Genomic DNA, 14782 nt, shown 5'->3' on the forward strand with positions numbered 1-14782 from the left:
TTTAAATTTCCGGCATAATGAACCGGATGTGAATAGTTGAAATGAGGAAAAGTGCCCTGAAGTTTTTAATAGTCTTGTTTTCCACATCATTTTATATGGTTTCGGGGCAGAAATACATTCCCGTCGGCGAGGTCAGGATTACGGGAAATAACCGGACACACGGCCGGATCATCTCCAGGGAACTGACTTTTAAAACCGGTGACACGCTGGCCGTTGACGAGGTCGGTAAAACACTGGAACGCAGCCGGCAGAATATTTTCAATACCAATCTTTTCATCTGGGCCAAGGTAACAGGAGACATCACCAGCGATACTTTAAAAGTAGAAATTGAGGTCAAGGAAAGATGGTATTTTATGGTCTTGCCCCTTGTTTTTCTGGCAGACCGGAACATTAACGAGTGGTGGTACGACCGCAACCATGACCTGAGGCGGATTACTTACGGAGGCATCATCAAGCATTTTAACCTTTCAGGAAATAATGACCAGCTCAGGCTTAAAGCCTACGGTGGTTTTGTACCTTATTTTGAGCTGAGTTATATCAAACCCTATATTGACAAACGCCAGCGGATGGGCATCAGCGGAGGGCTGTTTTTTTCAACTCAACGGACAATGGCCTTCAGGACCTGGAACGACAAGCTTGACTTTCATCCCACAGAAGCCCGGAGCCGCCGCCGTGCGGGCGGATTTGCCGAATACCGGCTGAGGAATTCCCTTTATCATTTCCATTCTCTTTATGTGGGGTTTTCCCATGCTAAAATCGCCGATACGATAGCGGCTTTAAATCCGAACTATTTCGGAGAAAGACAAACCACACAGAGGATTCTCACGCTGAGTTATGACTACCGTTTTGACAACCGTGACAACCGACAATATCCTTTAAAGGGGCGTTACTTTTTCGGACAGCTGGCTAATTATCAGATTTATACAGACAAGCACTCAAGCCAGACCAGCCTGGTTACGGGAATAGGGGAGTACTTTAAAATAAGAGGTAAATTATACGGAGACGTGATGTTCAGGGCCAAAGTGTCGGCTCCGCAGCGGCAATTTTATCCTGTCACCAGCGGGCTCGGTTTCAATAATAACCTGGTCAGAGGGTACGAATTGTATGTGATCGACGGGCAGAACTACACATTATTTAAAACCAATTTGAAATATCAATTATTAAAACATACTTTTGACCTGCGAAAACTAATCAGAATCAAGCAGTTTAATAACCTGCCGGTGGCTGTTTATCCGAACGCTTACTACGACATGGGTTATGTCAGGAACTATCACCCTGAGTTAAGCAATACAAAATTAGGCAATAAGTGGCTGAAAGGCGGAGGACTTGGCCTGGATATTGTGACCTGGTATGATACGACGATCAAATTCAACTATTCGGTCAACCAGATGAAAGAAAAAAGATTTTATTTTGGAATTTACAGAGATTTATAAACTAAATAACCTTTAATAATAGCCCAACATTATGAAATTTCAATATATCCTTATAGTTTTACTGTTTGTTTTTGCATGTTCTAACCCAAAAAGTGAACAAGAAGTGGAAAGCCCGGCCTCACCGCCTAAAACAGTAAATAAAAATTCAACAACCAATGCATTGCTGAAAAAAATCATGGGTAACGGCGAAGGCCTGCTCAGGGGAGTCAATTTCGGTGATGACATCAGTGCGGTCAAGAAAAATGAGAAACTTGAGCTATTTGAGCAGGAGTCCACACACGTTGGCTACACATTTGATACTCCGGATCTGGAGACCGTTGATATACTTTATGGAAAAGACCCCAAAGGAAAGCTGAATTCGATTCAGCTTGATATTTATATGAATTCTGATGAATCAAATGAAGAGCTTTACAAAGCTTTCAGCGATTATTTCAGCCTGAAGTTCGGTAAAATGACAGAAGTAGGAGGCAATGCCACCTGGAATCTGACACCCAAAGGAATTTTAACCATTAAAAAAGTTAAGACCAACCTGGACCGCGGACTTGAAGTGAAATTTATGCAGGATTCACCACAAGCTCTTTAAGCAGCTCTACCCAGTTTTCAGAATCGTTGAGACTTTCTACGAGTTGCCATTGCTGACCGCCGTGCTCCTCAAACATTTCTTTGTACTCAACACCCACTTCAATGGTGGTTTCGAGACAATCGGAAATAAACGCAGGAGAGAAAGCCAGTACTTTTTTAACGCCTTTTTCGCCAAGTTCCTTGATCAGGACGTCAGTATATGGCTGGATCCACGGATCTTTGCCCAGACGTGACTGGAAACTGGTCGTGTAGGTGCCTTCTTTCAAACCAAGGGCTTTGACCAGCAAACGGGTAGTTTCAAAACACTGGGCACGATAACAGAATTGATTATGCGGGGTGATTTTATCACAGCAGGAGCCAAGCTTACAGACATTGCCCTGATCATCGCCCTTTAAAATCTGACGGGCGGGTAATCCGTGATAACTGAATACAAAATGGTCAAATTCGGACTCAGCCATGTGTTTACGGGCATTGGCCGCAAAACCTTCAATAAATCTCGGGTGATTATAGAAATAATTGGCAAATCTGATTTCCGGAATCACCTGCCATTGTCCTGTAACACGCATCACTTCTTCATAAACCGATCCGGTAGAAGCCGAGGCATATTGAGGGAAAAGAGGGATAACTACCAGGTTTTTAATGCCGGATTTGCGAAATTCTTCCAGTTTTGAGGCGATGGACGGACTCTGGTACCTCATGGCCAGTTTTACGACGTAGTCCTGTCCGAGCAGGTCCTGCAGTTGTCTTTCATTAGCCAATCCGTAAATTTTAAGCGGGGAACCTTCGGGGGTCCAGAGTTCACGATAGATTTTAGCTGATTTCGGAGCCCTGAACGGGGCAATGATGAGATTGATCAGCATCCATCTTGAAAGGTAAGGAATGTCGATGACCCTTCCGTCCATTAAAAACTCCCTGAGATATTTTCTGACATCCGGCACAGACGGGCTGTCCGGAGTACCTAAATTAACAATTAAAACACCTGTCTTAAAATCTGAATTCACGTATAAAAAGTATAAATGTTGACCTTACAACGTTAGTAATGTTTATTTTCGATGGGTTGTGTGAATAATTTCCGCAAAGAAACAAAAGGAAATGCGAATTTCACAATCTGTAGCTTCAAGCCTTCAGCAAATAGCCCTGAGAATCCGGTATTTCTCTGTCCTTTTCAGATAGTATAACCCTGAAAATGGTCATTAGGTTTTAAATTACACCGTAAAATAAATTTACGGGCCATTTTGCGAATTTTCGCAAAACATTTTTTATATTTGATCTTTACATTTCATTAATCCATCATGAATAACATGGAAGCTCAAATCAATCAAAAGTCTTCTGAAGATTCCGGCAGCCAGCACATCAGTATCAAAGATTGTCTGAGACTTATCGGAATTAAGGAACTTACAGCAAATATTTACGCCGTTCCTTCTAAAAGGAAAGAAAAAGAAGTAAAACTGGAAGGGGCTTATTAATAAGCCCTTACCAGTTTACCTTCCATAAAATTCACAAATGCTTTATTCACCACTTTATTACCACCTTTGGTAGGATAGTCCCCGGTAAAGTACCAGTCTCCAAGATTTTTAGGGCATGCCTTGTGCAGGTTATCAACTGTCTGATAGATAACTGCCACCTCTGCTTTAATGCCTTCAGGTTTGATAATTTCAGCGATTTTTGTAGAAATGTCTTCGTCGGTAAATGGCTCGAACAATTGTTTTACAAAGTTCTGTTCCTGGGCGTTTTTGGTCTGGAGATTAGCCACTGCCTGAGCATAGACTTCTTCTTTCAGATACTCCATGCCTCTTTCTTTCAATAAGGCCAGCATAGCCCTGAAAGCCACAAATTCCCTGACTTTTGACATGTCGATGCCGTAACAATCCGGGAACCTGATCTGAGGAGCAGATGAAACAATAACAATTTTCTTTGGTCCGAGTTTATCCAGCAATTTCAGGATACTTTTTTCAAGGGTAGTTCCTCTTACAATAGAGTCATCGATGACCACGATCGTATCAACACCCTTTCTGATCACGCCATGTGTCATTTCATACACATGAGAGACCATTTCACTGCGGTCGTCGTCATTGGTGATGAAAGTACGCAGCTTGACGTCTTTAGAGATGATTTTCTCAAAACGGGGTTTGAAATCCAGGATTTTATCAAGCTCCTCGTCTGTAAGATTGGATTTCTTGATTTTGTTTTTCCTCCAGTCGGCCAGATGGTTTTCTATGCCTTCCACCATGCCGTAAAACGCGGCTTCGGCGGTATTGGGAATGTAGGAGAAAACGGTATTTTCAAGGTCGTAGTCAATTTCCTTCAGGATCTGAGGAATGAGCAGGCGGCCTAATTCTTTTCTTTCTTTGTAGATTTCGCTGTCGGAGCCTCTCGAGAAGTAGATCCTCTCAAAACTACAGGCTTTTCTTTCGACAGCTGGTAAGATATTAAACTCGCCGAATTCGCCGTGCTTGTCAATAATGATGGCATTTCCGGGGGAAATTTCCTTTACGTCGTCATATTTGGCACCAAAAGCGGCTTTGATCGCAGGTCTTTCAGAAGCTACCACCACCACTTCGTCATTGGCCCAGTAATAGGCGGGACGGATTCCGGCAGGGTCTCTTACGACGAAAGCGGTACCATAACCCGTAATACCGGCCATAGCGTAACCACCGTCAAAGTCTCTGCATGATCTGTGCAATACCCTTTGGATGTCCATGTTGTCTTCGATGATGTCAGACAAGGCCGGATTTTCATAAATACCTTTAAAACGCTCAAAAACCCTCTGGTTCTCTTCATCAAGGAAGTGCCCGATTTTTTCCATGACCGTGATCGTATCTCCCTGATCTTTAGGGTGCTGTCCGAGTTTTACCAGTTTCTGGAAAAGCTCATCGGCATTCGTCATGTTGAAATTACCGGCACAAACAAGATTCCGGCTTCTCCAGTTGCTTTGCCGGAGCATCGGATGGCAGTTCTCAATCTCATTTCTACCATGTGTCCCATAACGAAGATGGCCCAGCCAGACTTCTCCCGAAAACGCCACGTTCTTCTGTAACCAGTCGGCATCTTTGAGTTTTTCAGGCGAGTCCTTCAGAACTTCACGGTATTTTTCATTGATTTTCTTGAAAATGTCAACCACAGGGCGGTTTTCGACGGACCGGTATCGGCTAATGTAACGGCTGCCCGGGGGCACCTCGATTTTGACATTAGCGACCCCCGCACCATCCTGGCCACGATTGGATTGCTTTTCCATGAGAACATACAATCGGTTGATTGCATAAAGTGGGGTGCCATACTTCTCGATATAATAATCAAGTGGCTTTCTGAGGCGAATGAGGGCAATGCCGCATTCATGTTTTATAGCGTCGCTCATAATAAAAAAACGAAGTACAAAAAGAATTTATTTACGTACTAACAGTTTTTAAAGTACAAAGTTCCTAAGAATATCAGCGTGGTGCAAGACTAATTTGAAATAATTATTTAATTACCCTAAAATCATGTTATTGTTAAATTAAGTCAGATAAAATCAACAAGTAAAAAAGGAGGTTTTTGAACCGCTTGGTAACCTGATTTGAAAAGGTTTCAGGAATGAAAATTTCAGTCTGCCAGGTTAATGATATAAGCAAAAGAAGTTTTATCTATCTCCAGGACTTTGTTCCCTGCTTTGATTTCCGAGGCGTGAATCCAGCCGTCGCATCTTGAGTTGTCTTTGTAAGTCTTCAGAGTAAGTTCTTTGAGCTTAACACCGTCAGATTCCAGGGTAAAAATGCTGTTGTTTCCGAGTTCGTTTGCCTGGATGATGAGGTCGTAAGTGTTGAATATCCCGTTGTCATATCTCAGATCGGTCACTTCCGCTTTAACCCCTGTCTTTCTCAGGTAAGTAATCCTGAGGTTGTCACGGGTATAGTTTTGGCTGGAGTCGCCGCTGTTGATTTTAAATGAGATCGAGGGAGGAGGGTTCTGGCATGCCATTCCTGAATCTTCACATGCCGTAAAGAGACAGGTCAATGCCCATAAAATCAATAGCTTTTTCATTATCTGTGATTTTAACCCAAATATAATAGCTCAGCCTCAGCCTGCTACCGGAAAGTTATTTAAAGGTAAATTATTTTAAGGGCAGCTCAGTTTTCCTCTGTCAGGGTAGCTCCTTTAAGGAGTTCAATGGCCGTTTCGCAACTGGGTAGAGTCGTTTCTTCCCGGTTGGTGGTCTGAGGAAATATAAAGAACTTATTTTTCAGAGCCTGGTAAAAAGCCTTTTTATAATTATCCTCTACATTGGGCATAAAGAAGTTTTGTTCGATATAAGCGTAAAGCTCCATGTCTTCTTTGCTCAGGTTTCTTTTTTTTATGAGCCACTTATTGACCTTGGACGATATTTCCGGGAAACCCACACAGGCAGTACTGTCTTCAATGGTCGCTTTAAAGATTTCAATAAGCCTCGGCATATTTTTTATTGACGAAGCCTGAACCGGCGATAACAGCCCCTCAGAAATCGCCTTTTTTACCTGATCCGTTAAAAAACCGGATTCCTGGCTTTTTTTTGTGCCATAGTTTGTCCCATAAACGGTGAGGGAATAATTGGGAGAATGAAACACGTATTCATTATACTGACTTCTTACAAGCTGGTTAAATATGGTAGAGGTAAAAGTCAGGTCCGTGCTATTGATGCCGAGATCATCTTCACCCGGCCAGGGGTGTGCGTTCAGATACTCTCTGACTTTGGCCCTGTATTTTACTTCGACAGAGTCGATTTCGGCCTGGATGTTGACAAACCTCCTGCTCATGAATTTCGGCATATTTACCTTGTTGGTATCGAGAGGAACGTCTAAGGAATCTCTCTTTATGGCCACACTGATGATCTTGTTTTTCTTATAGGTAACCACTTTATAATAGTTTTCCTCCACTCTTTCGGAATTATAATAAGCACTGTCAAGGTCGGCTTTATAATGGGTATACAGGGTTTGTATGGCTTCTTCGGTGTCGTTATGTTGTCTGGAATCCAGGATTTGCTGATAAGTTATCTTAAAATTTTCCCATTCGGGTTTGTCTTTCAGTTTGTGAAATATTTCTTTCTGTTCCAGTGCAGGGATTTCCACCCCTTTGCGGGCCAGTCTGAACAGATAAGGTTTTGAGCCTTCGAAGTCGTTTAACAATACCTTACAGGCAAACGCATTGAAAAGGTCTCTCGCAAACGGACTTTTAACGGAAACAAAAGCCTCTTTGTAAAAGTCTGAGGCCTGACGGAAATCTTCACGGGTGATGGCCAGTTCGGCCTGATTGACTTTCGGATAGTAGGTTTTGACAAAGCTGGACTGACCCGCAACCAAAAGGCAGCTGCCTGAGAGGGCAATTATCAGGATAAGTTTGTTCATTGGGTTGAGAGTATTTACCGGATCCCCGGAAGGATTTGCTTAAAGATAATGCGGTAATGGAATATGGCGGGTGGTTTTCAGAGCATTAACATTTTTTTAACGCTTTGAAAAAAAGAAGGAGGCCGCTTGCGGCCTCCTTCTTTAGTGGGTTGTATTCTATCAATCCAGGATCTGTACTTCAATAGACGAGTCAGAGAAAACCTTGTGCGTAGCCTTGATAAAATCCGAATCGTTGGCTTTGTAGATGTTCGGCACAAACTTCTGAGGGTTTCTGTCGATCAGCGGGAACCAGGTACTTTGCACCTGAATCTGTATCCTGTGGCCTTTTTTGAAGGTATGGAATACATCCTGTAAGGCAAAATTCACATTCGTTTTCTGATTCGGCACAAAAGCTTTCGGTTCTTCAAAACTGTTTCTGAAACGGCCTCTCATCGCTTCGCTTCTTACCATCTGGTGGTAATTGCTCAGAATGATGCTTTTGTTAGGCATATAAGGATGATTGGGTTCATCACCAGGGTATACATCAATCAGCTTAACCACCCAGTCGGCATCACTGCCGGTCGTACTTACTTTCAGTTTGGCCATGATTTCACCGGCCAGGGTCACATCTTCAGTCAGGATATCGGTCTGGAATACCAGTACATCCGGTCTTCTCGCTGCAAAACGCTGATCTTCTGACATATAGCTGAAAGGAGTGAAAGCAATCGTTGTCGTGTTGTCTTCTGTGTAAGGTACCGGTTTTAAAGGATCGCTGACAAAAGCCGTAAAGCCAGGTTTAGCCGGTGCCGTTTTGGATAGTTTTCCTGAGTTGTCGAGGTAGAAGCTTACTTTTCTGGCTTCTTTTGCAGGCCATTTGTCAAATTCTTTCCATGATTTTTTACCGGTATCAAACAGGTAGGCCTCAGGCAGTCCCGTAGTGCCGTCTCCCGCTCCTTTCAGAAAATGGGTGAAGAATTTCATCTCGATGTTCTTCTGGTAGAAAGTAGCCACGCTGTCTCCGAAATAAATGTTGCTGTGCAGGGTGTGGCCTGTTTCTCTTGACCATCTTCCGTGGCCGAACGGCCCCATTACCAGTGTATTGTAACCTTTCGAAGCATTGTTTTTCTCTATGGTTTTATAGATCGTCAGCGGTCCGTAAAGGTCTTCCGCATCAAACCAGCCACCTACGGTCATGACCGCATGATTTACATTTTTCAGATGTGGAATGATGCTTCTTTTTTTCCAGAACTCATCATAGTTCGGATGGTCAATGGTCTCTTGCCAGTAAAAATTATCTTTATATTCCACATTCTTAAGCGAGCCAAGGTCAAGGTGGTACTGATATCCGTCTTTTGTTTTAGGTTTCAGCATTTGCTCGTTATACCAGGCCTGGGAGGTAGGCTCTGTGGTTTGTTTTCCAAACACCGGGAATGTGAACAGATAGGCCTGTATAAAAGCACCGTTATGGTGGAAGTCATCAAAAAAGAAGTCTCCGATGGGAGCCTGTGGCGACGAAGCTTTCAAAGCCGGGTGGGCGTCAACCAAACCTGCTGCAGTGTAAAATCCCGGATAAGAAATACCCCATTGTCCGATTTTACCGGTGTTGAAAGGAACGTTTTTAACGAGCCAGTCGATGGTGTCGTAGGTGTCTGAGCTTTCATCAGGAATAATTCCTTTGCCGTTGCCCGGATTGTTCGGGGTCATGTTGGTCCATTTGCCTTCCGACATCCAGCGGCCTCTTACATCCTGGTACACAAAAATATATTTATCCCTCATCAGGTGCGGGGAAGGCCCCAGGCTGGTCGGGAAGGCGTTCTCACCGTAAGGTGCTACGCTGTAGCAGGTTCTCTGCATCATCATAGGGTACTTCTGAGTTTCAGAAGCGTCTTTGGGTACATACACATGGGTATAAAGCAATACACCGTCCTGCATAGGTATTTTGTACACGAACTTGTTGTAGTTTTCCGCTACCCAGTTTTTTTCCTGGGCGAAGGTTTGAAGCTGAATTAAGAGTAAAAAGAGTAATAGTCGTTTCATCCTGTTTAGTTTGGTTAATGATTTTCAAAAGTATTTAAAAAAATGAAGAATCTGTGAGATTTTTAAGAAGATATTCCGGGGTGTGATAACTGACCAGGTTATTTTAAAGTGACGCTGTTGATCGCTTCCCAAATCAGCTCACTTTCATAGCCTTTTCCCATAAGATACCGGGCAGTCTTCTGATGTTTGACAGGGACACTTCTTTCGGTTCTGAGGTCGTTCAGTTTTTTTGAGGCCAGTTCCTGCAGCGTTTCCCAGTAATCTTCATCAGTGATTTCCTGCATGGCTACTTTTATGCAATAGGGACTGAGCTTCCTGGCCTTCAGTTCGAAAAGGATTTTTCTCCGGCCCCATTTTTTCACCCTGAATTTCCCCCCGGCAAAAGCTTTGGCAAACCGCTCTTCATTCAGGAAATTCTCTTCGATCAGCTTTGAGATGATTTCCTCACTTTCGTCGCCCCGGACGTGCCATTCCGAGAGCCTTTCACGGACCTCCTGGTGTGTGCGTTCCTGGTAGGCACAATAGCTGCAAGCCTTGAGAAATATCTTGTTGTCCATAGTTTTGCCTTAAGCGAGGCCAAATTTACTTAAGTTTTGGACAAATTCCCGTTCTACCTGGATCAATATTGTACAGATGTGAAACTGCAAAAAATGAAATAATCATCATTTATCCTTCTGCCATACCCGGACCCGGTTAGCAAATAATTTCGATTTTCAGCTTTCATTTTCATCTCCGGGATTATCGCCGGAACTTTGCCGGATCAATTTCTATATTAAAAAGACCAGGTATTTATGTCAAAAAACCAGAAAGGAGTATTACTGATTGCCATTGGGGCCATCTGTTTTTCAGCCAAAGCCATTTTTATCAAATTAGCTTATAAACAATTCGATGTAGATGACCTGACGCTCCTCACCCTCAGGTTTGGAATGGCCCTCCCGGTTTTTATCCTGATTACTTTCTGGAATTATTCAAAAGGGAAAATGAAGGCCATTGAGAAGAGGGATATCGGCTGGATTGCTTTTCTGGCCATGCTGGGTTATTACCTGGCCAGCTGGCTTGATTTTAAAGGACTACAGTACATTTCAGCAGGTATTGAACGTATCATCTTGTTTATTTACCCTTCTTTTGTGGTTATTTTTTCAAGGATATTTTTGAAAAAAACGATCAGCAGAACAGCAGTCATTGCATTGGCCATTACATATTTCGGTATCATCATCATCGGGCTTGATCCGCATCTGCTGGAGGCCAAAAATCTGTTGAAAGGTGCCGTCTTTATTCTTATCAGTGCTCTGACCTATTCGGTTTATCTGACTTTCGGCAGTGAGATGATCAATAAATATGGTTCTGTCAATTTCAATTGCATTGCCATGATCTTTTCCTCTGCTTATGTATTGATTCATTATGCGGTATTTTCAGAGGTGGACTTGCTGAACCTGCCCACCGGGGTATACATTTACGGTTTTCTGCTGGCTATGGCAAGCACTATAATTCCCACGTTCCTGGTTATGGAAGGCATCCGCATCCTGGGGGCCGGGCAGGGGGCCGTAGTGTCAAGTATAGGGCCTGTGTCAACCATTGTGATGGGGTATTATTTCCTGGGAGAAGCATTGAGTTTCCAGGAAATGGCGGGTTCGGCCCTTGTTCTTGGCGGGATCCTGCTGATCGGAAAGAAAAAGTAAACGGTGCTGTCCGGGGAAAGATTCTCAGTTGTCAACCGGCCTGATGATATCCTGGCTCATTTGTTTTTTCTTCCAGTGCTCTGATTTATTACCATAGAGAAAAAGTGCCCCTAGTTTGTATTTGAAGCGGATATGCCCCTCGTAGTCTACACCCAGAAACCTGTGGGGAGTTGCAGGGTTTTCCTCAAGCACTTCATTGACAGCCTCTGTAAAAGCAAGTGGTCCGGTAGTACTGTGTACATCATGAGGGAAGCGGTGCTTGATGATATTGTCCAGGACTTTCTCAAGTGTTTTTTTTAGGAAAGGGTGGTTTTTGTCAAAAATCAGGGCCCACTGGCAGTAAAGGCCGGGGTTGGCTTCATGGCTTACTACCGCGGTGTCGTCGTCCTGGAGGAAGAGATCAAATGCTGTTTTTACATAACTGTCTATATCCAGGTAAATACCTCCTTTTTTATAGAGAACAGCATACCTGAAAAAATCAGCCTTGGCCGCACCGATGGTCAGGCTCTTGTAGGCACGGAGGTATTCAGCAGGAAATTCGCTTTCAAAGAAATCCAGGATTCTTTTGTCGTCATAAAACTCGTAGTTCCATCCGGGATTTTTCTTTCTCATCCGGTGGATGTAAAATCGTGTAATCCATGGCAGGTCTGAAGTTTTAAAAGTCTGAAAGATGTTCCTGGGAATACTCATTTGTGGTAATTGGCAATTTGCTGCAAATAACCGTAAATTTTAAAATGAAAGCAAGGAAAGCCGGAAAGGATTGCCTTCCCCGCATCCTTCAAGATGTTGAAATAGAAACGTTTCGGTTCAAATAACTTTTCATTAACAAAACACTGCACAACCTTCGGTCGTTATTATACATCTAAGAGTTAAATTTTAAACTTTGAGAAAATGAAAAAGTTAATGGTGTTAGTGACATTGATCGTAGCTTCGCTGACTGTTAAGGCTCAGTACAACGATGATTATGATTACCAGGAATATAACGATGACCGATATTATTACGATGATGAGTTTGACTGGCACTGGGACATCAGGGTAAGGATATCCAACGGCATTGACAACGGATTGATTACCTACAATGAATCTCAAAGGTTATATGCCGAACTTGAGCGTATCGAACGTAAAGAATATGCTTACCAGGAAGACGGTTATTTTACCGACTGGGAACAACAGGACGTTTGGGATGACGTGGTTTATCTGAACAGGAGAGTAGGTGTGGAGCTGTATGACAGAGACCGTGTGTTTTACGGATTCGATAGGGTGGGTGTGAGCCGCAGGGGCTTCAGCATCTGGTTCTACAGCGGAGGTTATAACTTCAACAGGTTTGACATGCTTGGCTTCGGAAGCATCAGGTATGGTTACAGACCAAGACCTAATTTTACCAGAAGGAGCATCTATGTACACAGACATCCTGTTTACAGAGACAGAGCAAGAGATCATTTCTATGCAGGTAGCTCAAGAGGAAGAAACAACTTCAGCCGCAGCTATGGTAACAATGACAGGGCAAGAAATAACAACGGCAATCCGAGGGGATATGAAAGAGGCGGGTACAATAACAGCAACCGTAACTCCGGCAGGGTAGAAAGCAGGGGTAACAGGCCGGGATATGAAGGAAATAATTCCAACCGTAACTCAGGAAACGGCTCTTATGGCAGCAGAGGCAGTGCCCCGGACAGAAGCGATAGCCCGAGAATCAATTCCAACCGTACTGACGGAGGGTCTTATGGAAGCAGAAACAGTGCTCCAGAGAGAATTGAAACCCCGAGAAGTGAAGGAAACGGAAATTCAGGAGGTTCATATGGCAGCAGGGACAACGCTCCGCAAAGAATGGAAACACCGAGAAGTATGCCCAGAAATGAAGGTAATGCAAGATCAGAATCAGGAAGAATGTCTGCCCCGTCAAATGAGGGAAGAAGCAGAGGTTCGGTAGAGTCCGGAAGAGAGGCTCCGCAGCAAAGATCATCAGCTCCGGCTGAGAGAAGGGGTGGAGGAGATGATAACCGGGGACGATCAAACAGCAGAAGACAGTAAAATAAACAGAAAGAAGGTTGGCCAACGCCAGCCTTTTTTTTATGCTCAGAAATTAAGGGTGAGCTGCCTGCCTTCAATCTCGTCGAGAAACTCAAGGTTTGAAATACTCACTCCGATGAGCCTGATTCCTTTTTCAGCGGGGATGACGGCGTTCATCAGTTCATAAGCTATTTTGGCGGTCAGTGTCTCTTCCATGATCAGCAGCCGGGAAGTCCTGCTGCGGTTGATCACCTCAAAATCTTCAAATTTAATTTTCAGCGTAACGGTCTTGCCGAAAGCTTTCGACCGTTCCATGCGTTTTTGCAGCTGATCAAGAATGACGTCCAGTTCACGATAAATCATGTCAAGGTCTGTCAGGTCAGTCGAGAAGGTATTTTCTACCCCTACTGATTTCTGGATCCTTTCCTGGATTACAGCCCTGTGATCCTGTCCTCTGGCGATATCGAAGTAATACCTGCCCACCTTGCCGAATCGTGACACCAGGAATTCAACACTCTTTTCTTTCAGGTCTTTTCCATTGAAAATGCCCATTTTCTGCATTTTTTCAGCGGTAACCCGGCCGATGCCGTGGAACTTAAGGATCTCCAGTTTTTCAACGAAAGCTTCAGCCTGTGAGGGTTTGATGACAAAAATGCCGTTGGGTTTATTGACATCAGAGGCGGTTTTGGCGAGGAATTTATTGAATGAAACACCCGCCGAAGCCGTCAGCATGGTTCTGGCTGTTATTTTATCTTTGATTTCCTGTGCAATCTGGGTGGCCGTCGAAATTCCGAGGAGGTTTTCAGTAACATCCAGGTAGGCCTCGTCCAGTGAAAGGGGCTCTACCAGCGGGGTGTATTCCAGGAAAATCTCCCTGATCTGGTTAGAAACCTGTTTGTAGATTTCAAACCGAGGTTTTACAAAAATAAGGTTGGGGCAAAGCCGCTTTGCGGTTTTGGAAGGCATGGCTGAGCGAACGCCAAACCTGCGGGCCTCATAACTGGCAGCAGCCACCACACCGCGGTCGGCACTTCCGCCTACCGCTACGGGTTGATTTCTCAGTGCCGGATTATCACGCTGCTCAACAGACGCAAAAAAAGCATCCATGTCAATATGGATAATTTTCCTGTTCGGTGGGGGTACAATGGCGGTCAAGGAAACGAGGGGTCAGGAGTTGTAAATATTCTCAAATTTACTTTCAATACCTGATCCGGGTAACAATTGCTTCAGATGATGTTTCATGTGTTCAACATAATCCTTCATGATGAATTCGAGGGTATAAGGCCCCAGATTGTCTATATAGATCTGGTTGGCCAGCTTATCAGGCATCACAAATTCAATGATGTGGGCGAGGTGATCATTGAAATATTCCCAGAGTTTGATGAGGTCTTTCCATTTGGCATAATTATATCTTTGTGCCGATACCCAAAAGTCCTGGCTGTAAGAAGTAAACCGCAAATTGTCGGTTTCCATCAGGCGGATAAATTTTTGCTGGTTATTGCCTGCTGAATCAATCAAATGTCCCAGAATCTCTTTCTGAGACCATTTATTGAAGGAAGGTTTGAGGCTTGCTTCCTTTTCACTGACCTGATTGAGTAGGGGCAAAGCCCTGTCTACGGTTTCTCGAAGATGTCTCGCTATTTCAATCATTTCCTTGTTATTTTGGAATTAAATTAAGCAAAAAGATTCAGATTATAAATGATTTTCA

At 43.7% G+C, this 14782-nt stretch carries 14 protein-coding genes; 5 read left to right on the top strand and 9 right to left on the bottom strand.

The window, feature by feature from the left end:
• The first annotated feature begins 41 nt into the window (after positions 1–41).
• Both GVN16_RS20085 and GVN16_RS20090 read left to right on the top strand, forming a co-directional pair.
• Positions 42–1433 (top strand): POTRA domain-containing protein, encoded by a 1392-nt coding sequence (locus GVN16_RS20085; RefSeq protein ID WP_166565738.1) that lies wholly within the window; start codon positions 42–44, stop codon positions 1431–1433.
• Positions 1434–1464: 31 nt separating this feature from the next.
• Positions 1465–2016 carry a hypothetical protein gene (locus GVN16_RS20090; RefSeq protein ID WP_166565739.1) on the top strand — a complete coding sequence of 184 codons (552 nt, stop codon included), beginning with the start codon at positions 1465–1467 and terminating at the stop codon, positions 2014–2016.
• Here GVN16_RS20090 and hemH read toward each other — a convergent pair.
• Entirely contained in the window at positions 1988–3016 is a 1029-nt protein-coding gene (gene hemH / locus GVN16_RS20095) for a ferrochelatase (RefSeq protein WP_166565740.1), read from the bottom strand. The genes GVN16_RS20090 and hemH overlap by 29 nt on opposite strands.
• A 300-nt stretch (positions 3017–3316) precedes the next feature.
• Here hemH and GVN16_RS20100 point away from each other — a divergent pair, with 300 nt between their 5' ends.
• A complete protein-coding gene (locus GVN16_RS20100; RefSeq protein WP_166565741.1) occupies positions 3317–3481 on the top strand; it encodes a hypothetical protein in 165 nt (54 codons plus the stop codon).
• Here the strand turns inward: GVN16_RS20100 and GVN16_RS20105 are convergent.
• From GVN16_RS20105 to GVN16_RS20125, 5 genes are all read right to left on the bottom strand, one after another.
• Positions 3478–5370 carry an amidophosphoribosyltransferase gene (locus GVN16_RS20105; protein ID WP_166565742.1) on the bottom strand — a complete coding sequence of 631 codons (1893 nt, stop codon included), beginning with the start codon at positions 5368–5370 and terminating at the stop codon, positions 3478–3480. The two genes, GVN16_RS20100 and GVN16_RS20105, sit on opposite strands and share 4 nt — an antisense overlap.
• Positions 5371–5594: 224 nt before the next feature.
• Positions 5595–6032, bottom strand: coding sequence for a hypothetical protein (locus GVN16_RS20110; protein WP_166565743.1), 438 nt, complete (start codon positions 6030–6032; stop codon positions 5595–5597).
• Between the two features lie 86 nt (positions 6033–6118).
• Positions 6119–7369: a hypothetical protein gene (locus tag GVN16_RS20115; RefSeq protein ID WP_166565744.1), complete on the bottom strand. Its 1251-nt coding sequence runs from the start codon at positions 7367–7369 to the stop codon at positions 6119–6121.
• 159 nt (positions 7370–7528) lie between these two features.
• Positions 7529–9385 carry a CocE/NonD family hydrolase gene (locus tag GVN16_RS20120; protein WP_166565745.1) on the bottom strand — a complete coding sequence of 619 codons (1857 nt, stop codon included), beginning with the start codon at positions 9383–9385 and terminating at the stop codon, positions 7529–7531.
• A 98-nt stretch (positions 9386–9483) separates the two neighbouring features.
• Positions 9484–9942 (bottom strand): regulatory protein RecX, encoded by a 459-nt coding sequence (locus GVN16_RS20125; RefSeq protein WP_166565746.1) that lies wholly within the window; start codon positions 9940–9942, stop codon positions 9484–9486.
• Positions 9943–10176: 234 nt separating this feature from the next.
• Here GVN16_RS20125 and GVN16_RS20130 point away from each other — a divergent pair, with 234 nt between their 5' ends.
• Positions 10177–11064 carry a DMT family transporter gene (locus GVN16_RS20130; protein WP_166565747.1) on the top strand — a complete coding sequence of 296 codons (888 nt, stop codon included), beginning with the start codon at positions 10177–10179 and terminating at the stop codon, positions 11062–11064.
• Positions 11065–11088: 24 nt separating this feature from the next.
• Here GVN16_RS20130 and GVN16_RS20135 read toward each other — a convergent pair whose 3' ends face one another.
• A complete protein-coding gene (locus tag GVN16_RS20135) occupies positions 11089–11754 on the bottom strand; it encodes a glycosyltransferase family 32 protein (protein WP_166565748.1) in 666 nt (221 codons plus the stop codon).
• A 201-nt stretch (positions 11755–11955) separates the two neighbouring features.
• Here GVN16_RS20135 and GVN16_RS20140 point away from each other — a divergent pair, with 201 nt between their 5' ends.
• On the top strand, positions 11956–13095 hold the full coding sequence (locus GVN16_RS20140; RefSeq protein WP_166565749.1) for a hypothetical protein: 1140 nt from the start codon (positions 11956–11958) through the stop codon (positions 13093–13095).
• Between the two features lie 45 nt (positions 13096–13140).
• On the opposite strand, the gene dinB is transcribed toward GVN16_RS20140, so the two are convergent.
• Together dinB and GVN16_RS20150 are read right to left on the bottom strand one after the other, a co-directional pair.
• Positions 13141–14220: a DNA polymerase IV gene (gene dinB, locus GVN16_RS20145; RefSeq protein ID WP_166565875.1), complete on the bottom strand. Its 1080-nt coding sequence runs from the start codon at positions 14218–14220 to the stop codon at positions 13141–13143.
• 21 nt (positions 14221–14241) lie between these two features.
• Entirely contained in the window at positions 14242–14724 is a 483-nt protein-coding gene (locus tag GVN16_RS20150) for a DinB family protein (RefSeq protein ID WP_166565750.1), read from the bottom strand.
• Between the last annotated feature and the right edge of the window lie 58 nt (positions 14725–14782).

Source organism: Emticicia sp. CRIBPO, assembly GCF_009905725.1.
Classification (GTDB): domain Bacteria; phylum Bacteroidota; class Bacteroidia; order Cytophagales; family Spirosomataceae; genus Leadbetterella.